Raw genomic sequence first — 20,433 nt, 5'->3', positions numbered from 1 at the left:
AATTTATTCGTTTATACTTTAACTATTATTTAATCCAATGCGGATCACCGATTCCTTTGGTATATACTTCCGAACTCTTGTCCTTAATAGTCAGATCCCTTCCCTCAACATCCGTAAAGAGTGCACTCATTGAAGTTGTTTCAGCCGGAAGTTCATTATCGTTTACTCCCCAAGTATTCATGACGAAACCCTGCGTATGATAATTGTCTGCAAATGTTCTGCCTGTTACATTTCTCAAATTAAACCAAGTACCACTTCCTTCTTCGGATATGCCACTGAACAGATTATTCTTAACTGTCAATGTGAAACTGCTGGTATTCTTCGGCGACAAATCAAAGAATGTCATACCTACAGGTGCCATTCCGATGAACGTACAATTCTCTATGGCTATACTCAAATCACCGGTCATGGAACTCAAACCTGTTATCAATGCTTTAGTCAGATTATTTGCATGGAATGTAGAATTTCTGAACACAATATTGTAAATAGGAGCATCCTGTTTAGTAGACAACCCAAACAATCCGCTGCTACCTGAATTTAAGCCGAAGAAACGGCAATCTTCAATAATAAGGTTATCAACAGTTTGTGCCAGTTTGGCATTTACTTCCTGATACCACATCGTGCGTCCCAAATCATTAATATCACACCCTTTCAGCGAAATCTCTTTCACATGGAAATGTTGATTTTTGAACTTGAAAAAATCCGAGTCTGTCGTTTTTATATTCAGGTTTTCAAAATGAACAGCATCAATTTTGTTATCACCGGTAGATATGCTCATATTACCCATTTCCATATGGGCCAGTTCTTGTCCATTTATCGGTTTCTGTCCTACAATATAGAGACTCTTTCCAAAATCAGTCTGTCTTCCCAACTTATACTCTCCCCCTGCTTTCAAGAACAGCTTCACTTCAGTTACAGTCACATCCGCCATCAACGCTTTGCATATCTGTTCCAGATTCTCTTCCGGATTCACATATCTATATCCATCCGGTATTCTCATCGGGGCTTCCGGATTTATTTCTTCTTCATCCCATCCTTCCGACGCTATCGTCACTTTATAATCCTGAATCATCGGTTCGTCGGCGTTATTAAGAGCAAAAGCCACCTGTGTAGTATCATCGGGCAATATAGGGAATGTACCATCAATAGTTTTCGACTGCACCACATTATTATGCTGATCCAAATAATCAATGCGAATACCTATCTCTTTTCCTATCGTCCGTGTCTCAAACAACACCATATCATCTGTATAATTCACACCACCACTGCTGGTAGCTTTATCGCGGATAATTTCTATCGGCGTTTCTATGAATCTGGCATCTGATACTTTATAACCGGAAATCGGACATGAAAGCACAGCGCGTACCGTTGAATATCTCTTATCCGCTTTTTTATCTGTAGCTTTCAGACGGATCACTCCTGTCCGGTTATACATACGAATACTCAACGGATCATTGAATGGGGAACTGTATTCCACAGGAGCTGAAATAGCATACTTCACTTTTGCAGCCGGGTCTTGCCGAATAACAATATCATTCAAATTACTCGGGCAAGGAATCGAATCTGTCTGTGTTGTTGACAAAATCCTATATTTTCCATTAGGTAACTGGAAACGATAATGTGAGGTATAATTAGCAAAATACTCTCCGTTATCTTTATATATAAAAAGAGGTTTGGTTGACAATCCTGTATTCACTGCCCACGGTTCATCATCCAAAAATAGTTCAATTTGATTTACTACTGAAGTCGAATACTTATCATCATCAGAGCAAGCATACGTACCCAGCAGAAGTGCCAATCCCACTAAAGAATAAATTATATTTTTTCTCATAAGACTCCTGTTTTAAAATTCAGATTCTTCTATTGTAAATGGTTGGGGGAACATATCAGTTTTCCTCATGACCAGACTACGAGTCCACGAATTTTGTAAATACGCTTCCTCTAATATAGGCATATAGACTATAGAATGTTTGGACGATTCAAAGGCAATGCCTGTATCAAGCGGACTATTTGTGCGGTTTACTTCTTCTCCGCCTTTCAAATATACCACATCTACCGACGTTCTTAAGTCTGCATTGATTGTTGGAAACGAATAAACAGATGCACTAAAGCCTGCAGCCCGATCCACACTAATCGTTATATCCTGTTGAACACATGCACCGGTCTTTACTTTATAGGCGACACCGACATTCGTAAAAGTGACATTCAACTGGTCAAACCGAGTAATAGCATTGAGTTCATCTGCAGTTTCTCTAGGCTGGAATGTAGCTTGTCCAACCAAACGTTTCAGTTCCAGACTTAGATTACTGACAGAATAGTCTGAGGTCAGATCTACAACATCTGAAATATACACCTGTTTTTGTGCATAGATATCTTGATACACTACTACTTTAGAGAGGCTGTCTACATCGGTCAGATGATCCGCATTTGCTACAGCGAAAGTTTGCAGATTTTCTCCGAGAGGAAGATCTATTTGTAAGTTTCCATCATTTAAAGAAAGATTCTTTCCATATACCATAGAATCTTTCAGATACGCATAAATGCCAATCTCCGTTATGCCTTCTTCGGTAAAGGTTTCAAGACTTGCACGGCTAAAACTAACGCTTACAGGATGCGTTTCGTGCTCACAAGGTAACTCATCAGACTCCCATCCATCCTCCACCTGCTGTGAACAAGAGAAAAAGGTGAGAAATAATAAAAATAAAATTCTTGTTAGATGTCTCATAAATATTAGTTTATACAGTTTAAAGATATACAATATAAAAATACAACCACCTTTTTATGGTCCTTTTCACCCAAAGAACAGGGTCGCTTTTCAAGGAGAATTCATACTCCGGAATAATAAATTCATGTTTCTCATTCTGTTTAGATTTTCATTGTACATTAATGATGTTTTTCGCTAGAGTGAATTCTTTGTTCTTTCACCAGTGCAAAATTGAGGATTAAGCAAGAGAAGATAGAGTAAGATTTAGTAGAAAAGGAGTAAAAAACGGACTGGGGTAAAAAAGTGCCCCTCTGGTATAGCCATGCACAAAAAAGATATGCCCTTCAAATGTTATCATAAAACACCTGAAGGGCATATCATCTAAATTCTCCGCATTGAACGGGGAATTGCTGATTACCTATTTGTTCTGTGCATCGACTATATGTTGCACCAAACTATTCAAATATACCTCAAGATTCGTATATTGTCCATTCGGATCTTTCGTTTTTGTATTTCCATCTACGGGATTATTCGGATCAAGTCTGTTTTTTATTTCCCACTCATCAGGTATGCCATCACCGTCCGAATCTACCGGTGCCGAAAGACCTGCTATTGATAATTCCGGCCAGGGAGAATCGCCTGTGTCTTTGGGGCTATTGATAAATCCGGGTTTATTTCCTTCTCCGGTGAAAGTTGCCGTTCCTTTCCGGGTGTCGGAAATGATACGTTTGTCTACTTCATCACGATAATTACAGCAACCTGCATAATTCATCACCTGTTCATAAGCCTTGTCAGCCGAATAAGTAGTGATTACTCCAAAATCAAGAGGTTCTTTCAGACGGATAGATTCTTTGGCATCTTCTGTCCAGAGGAAATCTACTTTTTCATCATTCTTCAACTGGGCATAGACTCCGTCCGTCCAGTTATCGGCAGTAACTTTGTTGTTACCTTCTATCTTATTTCCATCAATATAGAAAGTTCCCCATTTCTGCAGGTAAGGTTGAAAAGCCAAGTTCTTTTTGGGTTCTCCATCAACGTAAACATAAGCTTGCGGATAAACTCCGACTTTGGCAATACGATATTGCACCTGTTTGGAAGCCTGTTTTGTTGCCGGTCCCGGTTTATAATAGTTATTGACGATATTGACATGCTGATCTTCCCCGCCATAGCAGCCGTTTCCAGCCCAGTTGTAGAAAACATTATTCCGGATATCAACACATTCGCCAAGAGCTAATGTAGAAGGACGAGGGCCCAGACGAGGCACGCGACTCTCACAGTGAGCGATCAGGTTATGGTGATAAGAAGCTTTATGTCCTCCCCAATTGCCTCCATATCCATGTGCCCCTTTTACATGAGTCGCTTTTCTTAATGCTTCAGAGCCAATACACCATTGTACCGTAGAGTTTTCCATACCATAAACGGAAAGACATTCATCTACACTCCAACTGACAGAGCAATGGTCTACCATAATATCTTTCTTATCACAGCCGCCCAACCCATCGGGTTCTTTCCCACTGGCTTCTCCGGGGCGGAAACGAAGAAAACGGATAATTACATTATTAGAATTAATAGAAAAGCCATAATCAGCCAGACAGATTCCTCCGGGAGAAGTCTGTCCTGCAATGGTGAGATGATCTTTCCCTGTTCGTAATTCCGATTTCAGATGAATCGTACCTGCCACATCAAAGACAATCGTTTTAGGTCCATTTTGTTTCAAAGCCCAACGTAAAGTCCCCTGCGAACCATCGTCTTCCAAAGAAGTCACATGATACACTTTACCACCACGGCCGCCTGTCGTGTATCTACCGTGTCCTTCAGCTCCGGGAAAAGAGATCACTCGATCTTCCCGGCCGCCTGTCTCCTGTTTTTCGGGTATGTCATAGGAAAAGGACATCATTCCTCCCGCAACCATTGCCAGCAGACAAACATAAACTAATTTTCTTTTCATTTCCTTATTCACATTATTAGATGATGGAAACAAAAGTAGTGGAAGCTTTTCATTCTGACATTCATTTTTTGACCGATATGGGGGAAAAATCAGTTTTTATGATAAGATTGAACAAATTTTAGATCCCCAGCCGCTCTTTTAATAACCGGTAACCGGAAAGACTTACTTTAAGTTTCACGCCAGTCTTCAATAACAACTGATAAGTTTCTTTTCCAAAAAGCTCGACCCGCGAAATTTGTGTTACGTTGACAATCGTAGAACGATGCACACGCACAAAAGTATCAGGAGACAGATGGGTCTCAAAATATTTCATAGTTTGTTCTTTCAGATATTCTCCGGTAGGGGTTATCAACATTACATAATCTCCACAGGCTTGTATGTAGATCAGTTCGTCTGTCTTTACCAGATGAATGCGGGAACCGTCTTTCACCGTAATGCGATCTATTAATTCTGTCTGTGGTTCTCCTTGTTGTTCGGTCACAGTTAGCTGATGTGCAGCCAATTCTTTATCCAGTTCCTGATTCTGTACTTCTTCTTTAGTTACAATCAGGCGATACCATAAAGTAATGGCAATCAAGGTTGGCAGTCCGAACAATAACCGGAAAGGTATGGTCTGCGCAAAAGGAATATAGGATATGCCTACAATCCTCACCATGATATCACAGATCATAAAACTACCCGCCAGCCATAACAGGCTTCCAACGATTATCATGATTATATCCGTCTGGAACAACGAAACAAGACCGACCACAAACCAGGCCAAATAGGCTATGGCTGCCAGCCAACCAATTGTTGCCACTCCATCTACCAGAGCAGGAAGATAGTCGTTTCCGGTATATCCACAGACTAAAACCACCTGTGTCGCAACCAGAATCAACGCCAGCACCAGCATCGGAATCCAGCGGAATGGATAATCTATTATCGGATGTGGTTTCATACGCTAGTCTTTAACTTCCAAGCCTCCGAAAGAAAGCGTTCCACGAATGACCAATATATTCTCCTTGTTTACATTCCCATTTTGCCAGCGTTTGTCATCACATCCTCCAAAGAAAGCATTGCATTTGAAGACGACTGTCCAATCCGACGGGACATAAATCTCGACTCCTCCCCAACTGCAATCCAAATCAATATAGGTTTCTCCCGGTGCAATATGGGTATGGCGAAGATCAATAGTCGTCCCCCCGAAAGAGGTACGAATCATAGCTCCTTTAAACAACTCATCAAGTACTACGTGACGTGCAGCTCCCCAGACATTCTCCGAACGCAAAAAACCATCTACTGATTCCGATTGTTGTTGCTCACTCTCAAAGTTCATGCCGGGTCTACCCTGATGCATCTTCATCCATTGCCGACGATGTTCCATTGTATGCTGACGAGCCCATTGCGCCCTCTTATTTCTGCCGGGTTTGAAGATAAATAAAACACCTGCTATTATCAGAGCGAGGGGCCACACCATTGCCTGTGAATTTTCCGGTAACCAGGAAAGTCCTCCTATCAGAAAATAGACACCCGCCAGAAAAAGGATGATTCCACCGATGAAATGGCGGCGAATCATTGCATATATACCTAATAATATAAGGAGTGAATGCCAGGATACGATCAAATCAAATACTTCTGAAGTTATCCATCCCATATTACGGGCAAACAGTAGAATCCCGGAAAGGATAAAAAGCAAAGCTATCAGTATTTTACCGGAAAAGCCTGTAGCACGGGGAAAATTTTGTTTCTCTTCCATTGTTTCTATTATTAATTGATTAATGGTTCAAAGATACATCATTTCCCTATGCTTCCACAGGCTTTTCAGTTGATTTACGGTATAAATTCCGATGAATGCCGGATAAAAACCGGTGAAAAAATCAATTTATAAATCTCTGATTCGTATATTTGCCGGCCTTTAGAACACAAATAACACCCTTCAAAGCTAATAACTACACCTCGCAACAAACTAAAAAACAAAAAATACGAGGTGAAAAACAAATATTGCACATCACTATATCTTCATTCTCATACTTTTGTAGCGATGAATGAACTCTCATCGGGATTTTTTATGAAATATCAAACAACAACCATTAATTAATAAACATGCAAAGAATGTCTAACAAAGTGAAAAACATGCGCTCCTTATTGCTAATACTATTTTCAGCAATATCGCTTAGCGTATCTGCGCAAACGATTACCGTAAAAGGTAACGTGAAAGACACCAGCGGAGAGCCTGTTATTGGAGCCTCTGTTGTAGAAAAAGGTAATACTACCAATGGTACGATTACAGATTTAGATGGTAATTTTTCTATTAAAGTTGATGGCAAAAAAACATTGGTTATTTCATACATAGGTATGAAAACTCAAGAAGTAGCCGTTCAAGGTAGAAAAACAATTAATGTACAAATGGTCGACGACTCGAAAGCTTTGGACGAAGTCGTAGTAATTGGTTACGGTACGGTCAATAAAAGAGATTTAACCGGTTCTGTAGCCTCTGTTAGTGCCAAAGACTTAGCTGCTATACCAGTAGCAAGTGCATCTGAAGCCCTTACCGGTAAACTTGCCGGAGTTAGTGTTACTACTACTGAAGGTTCTCCCGATGCAGATATAAAGATCCGTGTTCGCGGTGGTGGTTCACTATCACAGGATAACTCTCCTTTATATATTGTAGACGGTTTCCCTGTTTCAAGCATTAGTGATATCGCTCCCTCGGAAATTCAAAGCATCGACGTATTGAAAGATGCTTCTTCCACAGCCATTTATGGTGCCCGTGGTGCAAATGGTGTAATCATCATTACTACCAAGAGCGGAAAAGAAGGTAAAACGCAAGTAGACTTCGGTGCTTCTTTCGGTTTTAAACAGGTAACCAAACTGACTGAAGTCTTGAGTCCTTACGATTTCGTTGCTTATCAGCGTGAAATCGGTTCTCTGGATTATGGAAACTTTGCCGATATGGATATTTGGCGTTCTATTGATGGTACCGATTACCAAGACGAGATGTTCGGACGTACTGGAAACCAGCAACAATATAACATTAATGTAAGTGGCGGAACCAAGCAAATGACTTATAGTGTCAGCTATGCCCATAATGAAGAAAAAAGTATCATGCTTAATTCCGGCTTCAAAAAAGACAATGTAAATGCAAAAATTAAATCAGAACTGAATAAATGGATGACACTGGACTTTAACGCCCGGTTAAGTTACTCTACCATTGACGGTTTAGGTGGTGGTGCTGATACCAATGAATCCAATGCTGCCAATTCAACTGTGGCTAATGCTACCATATTCCGTCCGGTTGATTCACTTAAATACAGTGATGACGACGAAGAAAACAGTTCGGCACAACAGAAATCTCCATTGGAACGTCTGCTTGCAACGGATAAAACCCGCAATACTTTCAACCAGAACTACAATGTAGGTTTAAACTGGAAACCATTCAAGAACTGGACATTCCGTTCCGAATTCGGATATGGATGGAAGTTTGACGATACAGAACAGTATTGGGGAGTAGATGCAGTATCTAATTCTAAATATGGATATAACGGTCAGCCACAAGCCTACCTGTTGAGAGAAAAGACGATGAGCTGGCGTAATGCCAACACATTGACCTATGATAACAAAAAACTGTTCAAAGGTCGTGATAAACTCAATGTATTGATCGGACATGAAGTAAGCAGCAGCCAAAGGAAATCAATAGAAAATGTATCTGTAGCTTTCCCTGTTACTATGAATTTCGATGATATGAAAGCAAATATGGGTTCGGGCAAAGCTTTAGCCAACCAATCTACCATTGCTGCAAAAGAAAACATATTATCATTCTTTGGTCGTGTGAACTATACTATGATGGATAAATACTTGCTTGCTGTTACAGTACGTGCAGACGGTTCGAGCAAGTTCGGTTCCGGAAATCGTTGGGGTGTTTTCCCGTCAGCAGCTTTGGCATGGCGTATCTCTGACGAGGCTTTCATGAGTAACACTCAAGACTGGCTGTCAGCTTTGAAACTACGTTTAAGCTTCGGTACTGCCGGTAACAACCGTATCAATTCCGGTTTGCTTTCCACCACTTACTCTTTGGGAGGTAATGATGCACGCAATCCTTTCTTCAACGGAGAAAGCACTACCATGTTGGAACATGGAACGAACTTATACAACCCCGATTTGAAGTGGGAAACAACAGTCACCCGTAACATCGGTATTGACTATGGATTCTGGAACAATCGTATCTCCGGTGCTATCGACTTTTACTGGAATACAACCAGAGACTTATTGATGCGTACTGAAATTCCTTCTCTCTCCGGATATAACTATCAGTACAAGAACTTCGGACAGACATCCAATAAAGGTGTAGAATTGTCTGTTAGTGCTGTTTTATTTGATAAAAAGAATTTCTCTTTGAACTTCAATGCCAACATTGCTTACAACCGCAACCGCATTGATAAACTGAATACAGACTCTCCCTGGCAAAGTAGTAACTGGTCAGGTAGTACAATGGCCAAATACGAAGACTTCCGCGTAGAGAAAGGCGGACGTTTGGGTGAAGTTTGGGGATATAAGACAAACGGTTATTATACTGTATATGATCCTGTCACCAACCCTACCGGCGAACTGGTTTGGGCAGGTAGCGAATGGGGATTAAAAGACGGAATGCAAGATAACAGTCCTACTATCACCGGTGGTAAATACTATCCGGGTGGTTTGAAACTGGAATGTGATAAAGATGGTAACCCTCTCAAACAACGTTTGGGTAACACTATCGCTCCTACAACCGGAGGTTTTGGATTCGATGGTCGTGTAGGTAATTTCGATTTCAATGTATTCTTTAACTACTCTCTCGGAAATGTAATTGTCAATGGAACAAAACTGGCAGCTTCTTTCCGTTCAGGTTCAAGAACCGGTTATAACTTAAACAATGATTTCAGATTGTCTAACCGTTACACATGGATTGATCCGGAAACTGGTTTGAACCTGTCGTCCAGCTCTACAGATGTCCTCAATACCTATGGAGACATGACAACAGCAGGATTACGTCTGAATGAAATAAACGCTAACGCCAATATGTACAATCCGGCCAGCGCTACTACCATGCAGCTGACTGATTATGCAGTAGAAAAAGCCTCATTCCTGCGTTTGAATAACATTACTATCGGATACTCTCTTCCGAAAACAATTGTAAGGAGAGCGTTTATGCAGAATGTGAGAATCTATCTGACAGGATATAACCTGTTCTGTTGGACTAACTACAGCGGAGCAGACCCTGAAGTCGATACAAGCAGTAAGAAAAATGCGATGACTCCGGGTATAGATTACGCCGCTTATCCTAAGAGCCGCACATTTGTGGGTGGTATTAACGTTACATTCTAATTAAAACATTAAACAGATTGATCGTATGAAAATATATAAGACATTATTCCTGGGGCTGGGGTTAATTGCCCTGTCTTCCTGTTCGGACTTCCTGAATCAGACCTCACCGTCTGAATTGGATAATGAATCAACTTTTAATAATGCCTATTATACAGAATTGGCACTTAATAAAGTTTACGGCAGCCTGACGCAAGACCAGACTTATTCTAACTTCCTACCTATCATTGCCGGAACCAATACCGACTGTGAACTGATTGACGGTTTGGGTACGGATGCAAGCAACACGTCCAGCGAACGTGGTAATATGAACTACAACGCTAATCCGGGATGGTCACAACTTTCCAAAGTATGGGATGCCATGTACGGAGTAATCGAGAATGCGAATCTGGTAGTAGATGGTATAAACAATAGCCAACTGATACAACAAGCAGGAGCAACCCGTACCAGCATGATGAGATTCCGTGCAGAAGCGATGACATTGCGTGCGATGATTTATTTCGATCTGATCCGCTTGTTCGGTGATATTCCTTTCAAAACAGAATCTTCCAACAGCGACCTGTCTAATGTTTACATTGGAAAGGCAGATCGTGACGATATCATGGATGAATTGATAATTGAACTCGAGGAAGCTATCGGATATTTACCTTGGGCTGGTGAAGACGGTTATACAACCGAACATGTAAGCAAAGGCTATGCTCACGCTCTCTTGGCTAACATTGCAATGACACGTGCCGGATATGCTATCCGCGAACAAGCTAAAGACGGATATATCACCGGAGATAACAGTGACGCTACTTATCCTACTCAACGTTGCAGCGATACCAAACGTAGAGAACTATTCGAATTGGCCGAAAAACATCTGGCAGCTGTTGTCAGTTCAGGAAAACATAAACTGAATCCTTCTGTAGAAGAATACTGGCGTTTAATAAATATCGGACAACTAGATCAGACTTATCAAGAAAACCTGTTCGAGATTCCAATGGGACTAAACAAAAGTGGTGAGCTGGGATATACTATCGGATATCGTATAAACGGTGCCAGTTCCCTATTTGGTCCGAAAGGTAACTCATCCGGTAAGTTGAAACTGACTGCTCCTTATTATCTGTCATTTGGCGAAGGAGATATCCGCCGCGATCTGACTTGTGCTATTTCACAACTTTCTACAGACAAAAACACCAAAGTATTTAAAGAATATATGTTAGGAAATGCTCCTTTCGGTCTTTATTGTGGAAAATGGGATTATCGTAAGATGATGGAAAACTCTGAATGGTACGCAGCTGTATTGGCCAGCGATCAGAAAGTTTGTTCCGGTATCAACGTAGTGAAAATGCGTTATCCGCAAGTATTGCTGATGTATGCCGAAGTTGTGAACGAACTTTATGGTAAGGGTGCAACAGCCGAAGGTTGTACATTAACAGCCACAGCAGCCCTGAAAGAAGTACACGACCGTGCTTTCACCGATGCAACCAAACGTGATGCTGCATGGACTGCTCTAATGGGAAAAGACTTCTTCGATGCAATTGTTGACGAAAATGCATGGGAACTGGCAGGAGAAGGTGTTCGTAAGTTCGACCTAATCCGTTGGAACCTGTTGAGCGAAAAAATAGACGAATTCAAAAACGAATATACAAATGCAGTGTATAATGGTACATATCCACAGTATGTGAACTATAAATATCGCACGGACAATCCGATGTATATCGATATGACTTCTCTCGTATTTGGAGCTAAAGTAGGTGGAGAATATGAAAACAAGAGCTTTTTCGGAGCTGAAACCAGTGACAAGGAGCAAAAGAATCTGAAAGTAAACTTGCCTAGTATTTCTGGCGGATTGAACAAGGCTGTGAAGAATCGTTATTTATTGCCGATAGCTTCTACAACCATCTCTACCTCAAACGGTAAATTACATAACTCTTATGGTTATTCGGATTAATCTTAAAATCGTAAAATGATGAAGAATATAAAAAATATATTGGGAATGGGAGCTTTCATGCTCCTGACCTCTTTGGCTGTATCTTCGTGTACAGAGAAAAGTGATTGGGATATTGACTCTTCCTATAGCCGTCCTTTCGGAACTGATGAAAACGGAATCAGTATAGAAACAGACAGTAAAGTAGCCAGAGCGGTAGTAACTTGGAGCTCAACATCCAATACCGACTATTACATTATCGAGATTAGTCCTAACGAGATGACTGACGAAACTCCAATGGGATCAGAAGAAAATGGAAATATCGTTTATGGAAATGATCCTGCCAACCGGATCAAGCAGTCACCTTACACAATGGATAATCTGGCGGTAAATACGACTTATTATATGCGTATCAAGTCTATTTCCGGAGAGAAGGAATCTCGTTGGGTAAATTATAAAAAGACTTTTGCTTCAGTTAAGGAAGAAGCTATCCTAAATATTCCAACTACTGAAGACTTACCTGAAGGTCAAGGAAAAGTACGTATGTCATGGGAAGCCGGATTAGCAGTCGATCATTTCGAAATCATGGAAACGGGTGCCACAGAAGCAACTTCACGTGTTATTTCGTCAACAGAAGCTGCCGCAGGTGAAGCATGGGTTGAAAATTTGAAGTCATTCACTGAATACACGATTACTATTTATAATGGAAATAATCCGCGTGGTTCACAGACTGTTACCATCCCTGGTTTGGAAATCGAATCTACCATCAGTGATATAACAGCAAATTCAGCTGTATTCTCATGGGAAGAAACGGTGGATGTAGATGAATATGCTTGTGTTCTTTCTACCGAAGGAGTACCTGAATCAGGAACCCAATTATCACCAGCAGATATTGCTGCACATAAGGTGGCAATCACAGGTTTGGCTTCCAGTACGGAATATACGGCTTATGCTTTCGCAAACGGCTCTATATGTTCTCGTATCACCTTTACAACTAAGAAAGGTAAACCGACGGGGTATACTGAAATGACATGGGAAGATGCCCTTGCCAACTGGGATAATCTTTCAGGAAAAGTATTAATCAATGTTTCCGGAACAGAAGGATTTGCACAAGAAAAAGAAAGCATTGCTGCTGGCGTGACTCACCTTATTTTCTGGGGTGACAGTCAAGACGGACAGGTTAATATGACTATTAAAAAAGGCATAGGTGCCAGCGGAATATGTGATAAAGTAGAATTCCATAATCTGAATATTACCGATGAAGGAAATACAACCCTTATTTATCAAAACGGTGCTTCAGGTTGCATCAAAGAAATAGAAGTTACCTCGTGTACAATTACCAATATCCGTGGTATCGTTCGTATGAATGCAAGTACAAGTAATGCTATGTCTGTTACTATTGACGACTGTATCATCAAAGGATTGGGAAGAGCAGCAACATCCAATCATTATGGATTACTTCTTTCTGACAAGGTAACATTAACAACTCTCAATTTAGTGGTTTCCAACACTTCTATTATTGTATCCAAGGGAGCTTCTGCGTCTCAATTCATAAGACACAAGTCAGGACAACCCGGTACAATAACAATCAAAGATTGTACATTCTATGATATGTCAGCAAGTGATGCTTTCTGCAGAGATACAAAAGACATGACAATAACTATATCAAACACCCTGTTTGCCAAAGGTGGAGTTAAACCTTTCTACAACACAAGTTCCGTAGCTACAACCCTGAACGTAAACGGCTTGTATAAGGCTTCTGACTTTTCATTTGTTACACCCGACTGGGGAAAAGACTATACTAGTCTTCCTCTGACTTCCGATCAGCTATTCCCTAATGGTTCAAGTGAAGATTTGACTTTTGGAGCAGATGTTCCTGAAGAATACAGAGTCGGTGACCAACGTTGGAACAAATAACTAAATAAAACTACAAGGTTTTCCGTCAAGTCTGGAATTTGCATTTACTTGACGGAGAATCTTCTCTAAAAAGCAACAGATATTATGAATACAAATTCAATCAATACAATAAGTAAATACTTACTTCTGTTCTTGTTGATTCTTACAGGTGCTTCCTGTAATGACAACGATGATGCAGAAGATACAAGCATCCCTGTTCTGATTTCACAGAATATCAATGATGGTGATGTAGTAGGTCCGAGCGGATATGTAGAACTGACTTTCAGCAAAGCTATGCGTCAGGCTCCGGATACAGAAATCTATTTCAACGGAGGAGTAGTGCGTGTATCCATCAACTACGAAAAAGTACGTTATACCTTCTCTGGTATGGAAAACAAAGAATGTACTTTCGAAGTTCCTGCCGGAGCATTAACGGATATGCAGGGAAGAGCTTACGACGAAGACTTCTTTTTAAGCTTTACTGCCAAATCTGAAATTTCGGGCGGTGGAAAAGTATTCGATGCAATTGTTGATTCAAAAGGGAATGGTGATTACACTACTCTCCAGGCTGCAATCAACGCCATCACTACCCCACCTACCAGTCCTTATAAAATCTTCATTGCCAACGGAACTTATAATGAATGTGTCCGGATCAATAAGAATAAACCATTTGTTCATTTAATCGGTGAGAGCCGTGATGGTGTTAAAATCCAGTTTGCAGTAAACCGTGTAGATGATTCAAGTAATGCTACCTCATGGCCTTATTCTATTTTCAACGAAAATTCACCAGCCCGCAAAGCCGGATATAGTGAAGACCAAAACACAGTAGTGTTGATTGAAGCCACAGACTTTTATGCTGAAAATATTTCAATCATCAATCTTTATGGTGCATTCTCAAATCGTCACACTGGTGGTTTAGGTAAAAACGGACAGGCAGAAGCCTTGATAAACCGTGAAGACCGCTTTGCTTTGAATAACTGTTTGCTTGTCTCCTACCAGGATACATGGTGGACCCGTTATTGGAACAATACAACCCCTCATCGTGCATACGTTTATAACTCATGGATTGAAGGTCATACAGATTATATCTGGGGAAGTGGCGATGTACTTATCGAAAACAGTACATTCTATAATACAGGCAATGACGGTGGTAGCGTTATAACTGCTTCGCGTACCAGTGAAAGCGATAAATACGGATATGTTATAAAAGATTGTACGGTAAACGGTGATGATACAAAATTCTCATTCGGACGTTCCCAAGCCACAACCACGAAAACTGTCTGGATCAACACCAAGTTGAAAATGGATATTATAGATTCACACTGGGGATATGGTGGACAAGTACCTACACTATATGCTGAATATAACACTATCGACAAGAATGGAAATATGATTGCGGAAAGTAAAACAATCACCTCCGGAAACGTTTCCTTCACTAGTTCAGTGCTAACAGCATCCGAAGCTGCTAAATATACATATGAGAATATAATAACTATTGACAGCTGGAACCCGAAAGAGTATATGGAAACTCCCCTTGCAGCACCTACCAATGTCAATCTGTCGGGAAACACTCTGACATGGGATGCAGTATCCGGTGCTGCCGGCTACCTCATCTTTATGAATGGTAACTATGCAGGGCAAACGACAGACACTACCGTTACACTGACCAACACTGACGAAAGCAATATTTATACAGTGAAAACTGTAAGCCAGTACGGTACAGTAAGCGAATAAAACCAATAAGATTTAATAAAGAGTTCTTTGTCACATCATCAGCAAATATAATGTATGAGACAAAGAACTCTATTTTTTTAAAAGATAATTTGTATGCTCAAATCTATTAAAATGGGATTATTGTGCTTCTGTGTAATCAACCTATCGGTTGCTTGCAGCAGCGAAGACCCAAGTATCACCGATGAAACACCGGGACAGAATACCGGTAACGGTGGTAATGAGAACGAAGGTGGTGAAGAAGAGACACCTGCCGAAACGCGTTATGCCTTTCCGGGTGCTTACGGTGCAGGTCGTTATACTACCGGCGGAGCAGGCGGAGATGTATATATAGTAACTTCGCTTGAAGACAACGATAAGACAACACAAGGAACATTACGCTACGCATTAAATCGCACGGGAAAGCGCACGATCGTATTTGCAGTAAGTGGATTGATAGAACTGAAAAGCCCCTTGAGGATAACCAACGGAGATGTAACGATTGCCGGCCAGAGTGCACCGGGTGACGGTATTTGCCTGAAAGGACATCCCGTATCCGTACAGGCGGACAACGTAATCATCCGTTTCATGCGTTTCCGCATGGGATCGGACAACTTTACAACAGAAGCAGAAGCCGACAGCGGTGATGCATTGTGGGGAAAGCAACATAAAAATATTATCATTGACCATTGTTCGATGAGTTGGAGCACTGATGAATGTGCTTCTTTCTACGATAACACTAACTTTACCATGCAATGGTGTATCATCAGCGAAAGTTTGAATCGTTCGGTACACACCAAAGGTAATCACGGTTACGGAGGAATATGGGGAGGATCACCCGCTACATTCCACCACAATTTATTAGCCCACCACAGCAGCCGTACACCACGTTTATGCGGTAGCCGCTATACAGGGAAACCGGAAAATGAAAAACTCGATTTACGAAATAATGTTTTCTATAACTGGGGACCGACCAATGGTGGCTATGCAGGAGAAGGAGGAAGCTATAATTTCGTGAACAACTACTACAAGCCCGGACCAGTTACCAATACCAAGAAAAATATTGTAAACCGTATCTTCCAACCTAACGGTGATGACGGTACAAATAAAAACACCAAAGGTATATGGGGTACTTTTTATCTGAAAGGAAACTATTTTGATGGCACATGTCCTGAATTGAAAGCCGAATATCAATCTCTGCTTACTTCTGTAAACAATGACAACTGGCAAGGGTTACACCCCAATGCAACAGAAGCCGTTCCTTTACCCGATGGAGGAGAAAAAGCACTTCAGTCAAGTAACGAATTTACTATTTCCGAAGATGCATCCGAATTCACTCAATCGGCAAAAGAAGCTTATGAATCAGTATTAAAGTATGCCGGTGCTTCCTTAAAATATGATGATGTCGATAAACGCATCATAGCCAACGTTCGCAACGGAGATTATACGGCAGACGGCAGCAATGGCAGTGAAAAGGGACTCATTGATAAAGCCAGCGATGTAGGTGGCTGGCCGGAATATAAAAAGGAAACCGGTCCAAAAGACACCGACGGCGACGGCATCCCTGATGAATGGGAGACTGCCAACGGTTTGAACCCCAAAAGTAAGGCCGACGGTGCCAAATATACTCTAAGTAAAACGTATACCAATCTGGAGGTTTACCTCAACAGTCTGGTAGAAACGTTGTATCCCAACAAATAAATCGTCTATATCCCCAAACAGTTAAAAGATAATGAAGCAGAAAATATCTCTATTTTATGTAGCTATTGCATTCAGCATCGCAGGATTATGTACCTCATGCTCTTCCGACGATCCTGTAGATGATACAGGTGGAGGAACAAATAATCCAGGTGGGACATCTTCTGATGTCAAGCAACTGGATTATGGAGAACTTCTTGCTTTCCCATACGCCGAAGGCCACGGTCGCAATACCACCGGAGGACGCGGAGGAAAAGTTTATCATGTGACTAGCCTTGAAGACGACACCAGTGGAAGTATCAGCGGAAGTCTGCGCTGGGCTATGAAACAAGACGGTCCTAAAACGATTGTATTTGATGTGTCGGGTACCATCTATTTGAAATCGGAATTAAAAACCCAGAAAGATGATCTGACCATTGCCGGACAAACATCACCGGGCGGTATCTGTATCGCCAATTACCCATTTACGATTAATTCCAGCAATATCATCATTCGTTTCATCCGTTTTCGCCCCGGAAACTCTAACGTAGACTGCGACGGATTAGGAGGTTGTGACAAACAAAATGTAATCATCGATCATTGTTCAGTAAGCTGGGGAAGCGATGAATGTCTTTCTGTCTATGGTATGCAAAATTCTACCGTACAATGGTGTTTAGCTTATCAAGCCTTACGTGTGACTGATGTAAAGATCAATGCTGCCACAGGTAAATTCGCTTCTCACGGATATGGCGGTAACTGGGGAGGAAACTATGCCTCTTACCACCATAACCTGATAGCCCATTGCGAAAGCCGTGTTCCACGCCTTGGTCCCCGATATACTACATTAGCACTGAACAACAACGATGGAGAGCGAGTGGATATGCGCAACAATGTTTACTACAATTGGGGAGGCGAAGGCTGCTACGGTGGTGAAGCGCAACACGTGAATATCGTTAACAACTACTACAAGCCAGGCCCCGGAACCGATGAAAGCGGTAAAGCAGACCGTGCTTACCGTATCGCCAAGCCGGATGTATATCCGGAAAATTACTCCGGCGAAGCTTACAAAAAATGGCTTCAAACTTGGGGGAAGTTTTATATCGACGGAAATAAAGTGGTAGGCAATACGACTGTTAGCAATGATAACTGGACAAAAGGCGTATTTGAACAAATGGATAATAAAAACTGTGCAACTACGGAGCTTTGGAACCAACATACCCAGATAAAATCAAGTTCACCGGTAGTTAAGACAGGAAATGTAAGAACTCATACGCCGGATGAGGCTTATGAACGTGTGATGAGCTATGCAGGAGCCAGCAACTATCGTGATAAAGTCGACGAGTTGATAATTAGCGACGTTAAAAACAGAAAAGCAAGTTGCACGGGAGATGCCAGCAAATGGGAAGGTCTTTCCGGCTACTCACAAAACAAAAGTGGATATATCAACGACCCGAAAGATGTCTGCACAGCCTTAGGAGTAAGTGATCCCTACGATGTTCTGAAATCTGTAACCAATGCAAACGTGAAAGATACGGACGGTGACGGTATTCCCGACTACTGGGAAGAAGAATATGGTTTGAATCCCAAGAAATCTGCTGATGGAAAAGAAACGACTATTGACAAAAACGGGAAGTACACTAATCTGGAAATGTATCTCAATAGTCTGGTGCACGAAATCATGGTAAATGGTGCGACAGGTGGCAGTGTTATAGAATAATTTTAGTAAATTCAAACCCAAATGATAAATTAGTAATGAAAAAGAATATATTAGCAATCTGTAGTTTGATATTGGCTTTTCCTCTAGTGGGACAAGCCATGCAACCTGCCATTTCGGTTGAAAAAACATCAAAGGACTATCCTACCCCGGATCGTTCCAAAGTTCTCGCCTTCCCCGGTGCCGACGGAGCAGGAAAATATACCACCGGTGGTGCCGGAGGTACTGTATACACTGTTACGTCCCTGGCAGACGACGGTTCGGAAGGGACACTTCGCTGGGCTATCAGCAAGAAAGGTCCCCGCACCATTATCTTTGCGGTTAGCGGAATTATTGAATTACAAAAAGCATTAAAACTCAGCAATGGTGATGTGACCATTGCAGGACAGACAGCTCCGGGTGATGGCATTTGCCTGAAAAACTATACATTCTCTATTCAGGCAGACAATGTTATCGTCCGTTTCATCCGTTCCCGTATGGGAGTCGACATCAAACAAAAAGGTGACGACTCAATGAATGGTACTAAAGCGCACCAAAACATTATCATAGACCACTGCTCCATGAGTTGGTGTACGGACGAATGTGCCACATTCTATGATAACCGTAATTTCACACTTCAGTGGTGCATCATCAGTGAAAGTCTCGCCAATTCTATCCACGAAAAGGGAGCACATGGTTATGGGGGTATCTGGGGTGGACAACCTGCTACTTTTCACCATAACTTACTCGCCCATCACACTAACCGCACACCCCGTCTTTGCGGAAGCCGTTATACGGGTCGTCCGGAAGATGAAAAAGTGGAATTATTCAATAATGTGATTTATAATTATGGCAGTGACGGTGCTTATGCCGGTGAAGGAGGTTCCTACAACTTTATCAATAACTACTATAAACCGGGACCTTTCAGTGCGACAAAAGGTTCTTTCAAACGCTTGTTTACAGCGTATGCCGATGATGGCAAAAACAACAATAAAGCAGGTGTTCATGGTGTATTCTATTTCAAAGGTAACTATATGGATCCTACCTGTCCCAAACTGACCGATAAGCAGAAAGAGGCTCTTTATAAAGTGAATATGGATAACTCTTACGGACTGGTTATCAAAAAGGACTTTGCCACAGAAAAGGAAGTACTGTCTAAAAAAGCATTTGACATAGCCGAACATACTTCTTTGCAACCTGCCAAGAAAGCCTACAAAGATGTTCTCGAGTTTGCCGGTGCTTCATATCGCCGTGACGCCATAGACCAACGCATCGTAGATGAAACTCTCAAAGGCACTTATACTTACGAAGGTTCTCACGGAAGCACGAATGGAATGATTGACCAACCGTCTGATGTAGGAGGATGGCCGGAATATAAATCAGAAACAGCACTTGTTGATACAGATGGTGATGGTATTCCCGATGAATGGGAAAAGAAACACAACCTTAATCCCAATGATCCTTCAGACGGAGCCAAATATACATTAAGCCCGGAATATACAAACCTGGAAATGTATATGAACAGCCTTGTGAATCATCTATACCCTAAAAAATAA

12 protein-coding genes are annotated in these 20,433 nt (G+C 41.5%); 7 read left to right on the top strand and 5 right to left on the bottom strand.

The features are described 5' to 3' along the window. Positions 1 to 25: 25 nt before the first annotated feature. The 5 genes from KQP79_RS00395 to KQP79_RS00375 all read right to left on the bottom strand — a co-directional run bounded on the left by KQP79_RS00395 (position 26) and on the right by KQP79_RS00375 (position 6,387). On the bottom strand, positions 26 to 1,831 hold the full coding sequence (locus KQP79_RS00395; RefSeq protein ID WP_004309420.1) for a DUF5123 domain-containing protein: 1,806 nt from the start codon (positions 1,829 to 1,831) through the stop codon (positions 26 to 28). A 12-nt stretch (positions 1,832 to 1,843) separates the two neighbouring features. Beyond that, positions 1,844 to 2,725, bottom strand: coding sequence for a hypothetical protein (locus KQP79_RS00390; RefSeq protein WP_004309419.1), 882 nt, complete (start codon positions 2,723 to 2,725; stop codon positions 1,844 to 1,846). A 397-nt stretch (positions 2,726 to 3,122) separates the two neighbouring features. Beyond that, entirely contained in the window at positions 3,123 to 4,652 is a 1,530-nt protein-coding gene (locus KQP79_RS00385) for a hypothetical protein (protein ID WP_061448041.1), read from the bottom strand. A gap of 118 nt (positions 4,653 to 4,770) precedes the next feature. After that, the gene (locus KQP79_RS00380) at positions 4,771 to 5,589 is read right to left on the bottom strand and encodes a LytTR family DNA-binding domain-containing protein (RefSeq protein ID WP_004309417.1); all 819 of its coding nucleotides are present in this window, start codon (positions 5,587 to 5,589) and stop codon (positions 4,771 to 4,773) included. A gap of 3 nt (positions 5,590 to 5,592) precedes the next feature. After that, on the bottom strand, positions 5,593 to 6,387 hold the full coding sequence (locus KQP79_RS00375) for a LiaF transmembrane domain-containing protein (protein WP_004301517.1): 795 nt from the start codon (positions 6,385 to 6,387) through the stop codon (positions 5,593 to 5,595). Between the two features lie 347 nt (positions 6,388 to 6,734). Between KQP79_RS00375 and KQP79_RS00370 the strand changes: the two genes are divergently transcribed. The 7 genes from KQP79_RS00370 (at position 6,735) to KQP79_RS00340 (ending at position 20,433) form a co-directional block, all read left to right on the top strand. Continuing rightward, a complete protein-coding gene (locus KQP79_RS00370) occupies positions 6,735 to 9,992 on the top strand; it encodes a SusC/RagA family TonB-linked outer membrane protein (protein WP_061448040.1) in 3,258 nt (1,085 codons plus the stop codon). 25 nt (positions 9,993 to 10,017) lie between these two features. Then, a complete protein-coding gene (locus KQP79_RS00365; RefSeq protein WP_004301514.1) occupies positions 10,018 to 11,925 on the top strand; it encodes a RagB/SusD family nutrient uptake outer membrane protein in 1,908 nt (635 codons plus the stop codon). 15 nt (positions 11,926 to 11,940) lie between these two features. Beyond that, a complete protein-coding gene (locus KQP79_RS00360; RefSeq protein WP_004309416.1) occupies positions 11,941 to 13,818 on the top strand; it encodes a DUF5123 domain-containing protein in 1,878 nt (625 codons plus the stop codon). Positions 13,819 to 13,902: 84 nt separating this feature from the next. Further along, positions 13,903 to 15,531 carry a pectinesterase family protein gene (locus KQP79_RS00355; RefSeq protein ID WP_004305292.1) on the top strand — a complete coding sequence of 543 codons (1,629 nt, stop codon included), beginning with the start codon at positions 13,903 to 13,905 and terminating at the stop codon, positions 15,529 to 15,531. A 93-nt stretch (positions 15,532 to 15,624) separates the two neighbouring features. Continuing rightward, entirely contained in the window at positions 15,625 to 17,208 is a 1,584-nt protein-coding gene (locus KQP79_RS00350; protein ID WP_004309414.1) for a hypothetical protein, read from the top strand. A 31-nt stretch (positions 17,209 to 17,239) separates the two neighbouring features. Further along, positions 17,240 to 18,901 (top strand): pectate lyase, encoded by a 1,662-nt coding sequence (locus KQP79_RS00345; RefSeq protein ID WP_008650710.1) that lies wholly within the window; start codon positions 17,240 to 17,242, stop codon positions 18,899 to 18,901. A gap of 35 nt (positions 18,902 to 18,936) precedes the next feature. After that, positions 18,937 to 20,433 carry a pectate lyase gene (locus KQP79_RS00340; RefSeq protein ID WP_004309412.1) on the top strand — a complete coding sequence of 499 codons (1,497 nt, stop codon included), beginning with the start codon at positions 18,937 to 18,939 and terminating at the stop codon, positions 20,431 to 20,433.

The organism is Bacteroides sp. DH3716P (assembly GCF_025914115.1).
In the GTDB taxonomy this organism is placed as follows: Bacteria; Bacteroidota; Bacteroidia; order Bacteroidales; family Bacteroidaceae; genus Bacteroides; species Bacteroides ovatus.
Note: the sequence above shows the minus strand (reverse complement) of the source record. Positions and strands in the feature narration are given on the sequence as shown.

What these genes read in the sequence shown, in the direction of transcription:
- KQP79_RS00375 (WP_004301517.1), bottom strand. Translation starts at nt 6,387, where the DNA reads ATGGAAGAGAAACAAAATTTTCCCCGTGCTACAGGCTTTTCCGGTAAA.
- KQP79_RS00350 (WP_004309414.1), top strand. Translation starts at nt 15,625, where the DNA reads ATGCTCAAATCTATTAAAATGGGATTATTGTGCTTCTGTGTAATCAAC.
- KQP79_RS00345 (WP_008650710.1), top strand. Translation starts at nt 17,240, where the DNA reads ATGAAGCAGAAAATATCTCTATTTTATGTAGCTATTGCATTCAGCATC.
- KQP79_RS00395 (WP_004309420.1), bottom strand. Translation starts at nt 1,831, where the DNA reads ATGAGAAAAAATATAATTTATTCTTTAGTGGGATTGGCACTTCTGCTG.
- KQP79_RS00390 (WP_004309419.1), bottom strand. Translation starts at nt 2,725, where the DNA reads ATGAGACATCTAACAAGAATTTTATTTTTATTATTTCTCACCTTTTTC.
- KQP79_RS00380 (WP_004309417.1), bottom strand. Translation starts at nt 5,589, where the DNA reads ATGAAACCACATCCGATAATAGATTATCCATTCCGCTGGATTCCGATG.
- KQP79_RS00385 (WP_061448041.1), bottom strand. Translation starts at nt 4,652, where the DNA reads ATGAAAAGAAAATTAGTTTATGTTTGTCTGCTGGCAATGGTTGCGGGA.
- KQP79_RS00370 (WP_061448040.1), top strand. Translation starts at nt 6,735, where the DNA reads ATGCAAAGAATGTCTAACAAAGTGAAAAACATGCGCTCCTTATTGCTA.
- KQP79_RS00365 (WP_004301514.1), top strand. Translation starts at nt 10,018, where the DNA reads ATGAAAATATATAAGACATTATTCCTGGGGCTGGGGTTAATTGCCCTG.
- KQP79_RS00340 (WP_004309412.1), top strand. Translation starts at nt 18,937, where the DNA reads ATGAAAAAGAATATATTAGCAATCTGTAGTTTGATATTGGCTTTTCCT.
- KQP79_RS00355 (WP_004305292.1), top strand. Translation starts at nt 13,903, where the DNA reads ATGAATACAAATTCAATCAATACAATAAGTAAATACTTACTTCTGTTC.
- KQP79_RS00360 (WP_004309416.1), top strand. Translation starts at nt 11,941, where the DNA reads ATGATGAAGAATATAAAAAATATATTGGGAATGGGAGCTTTCATGCTC.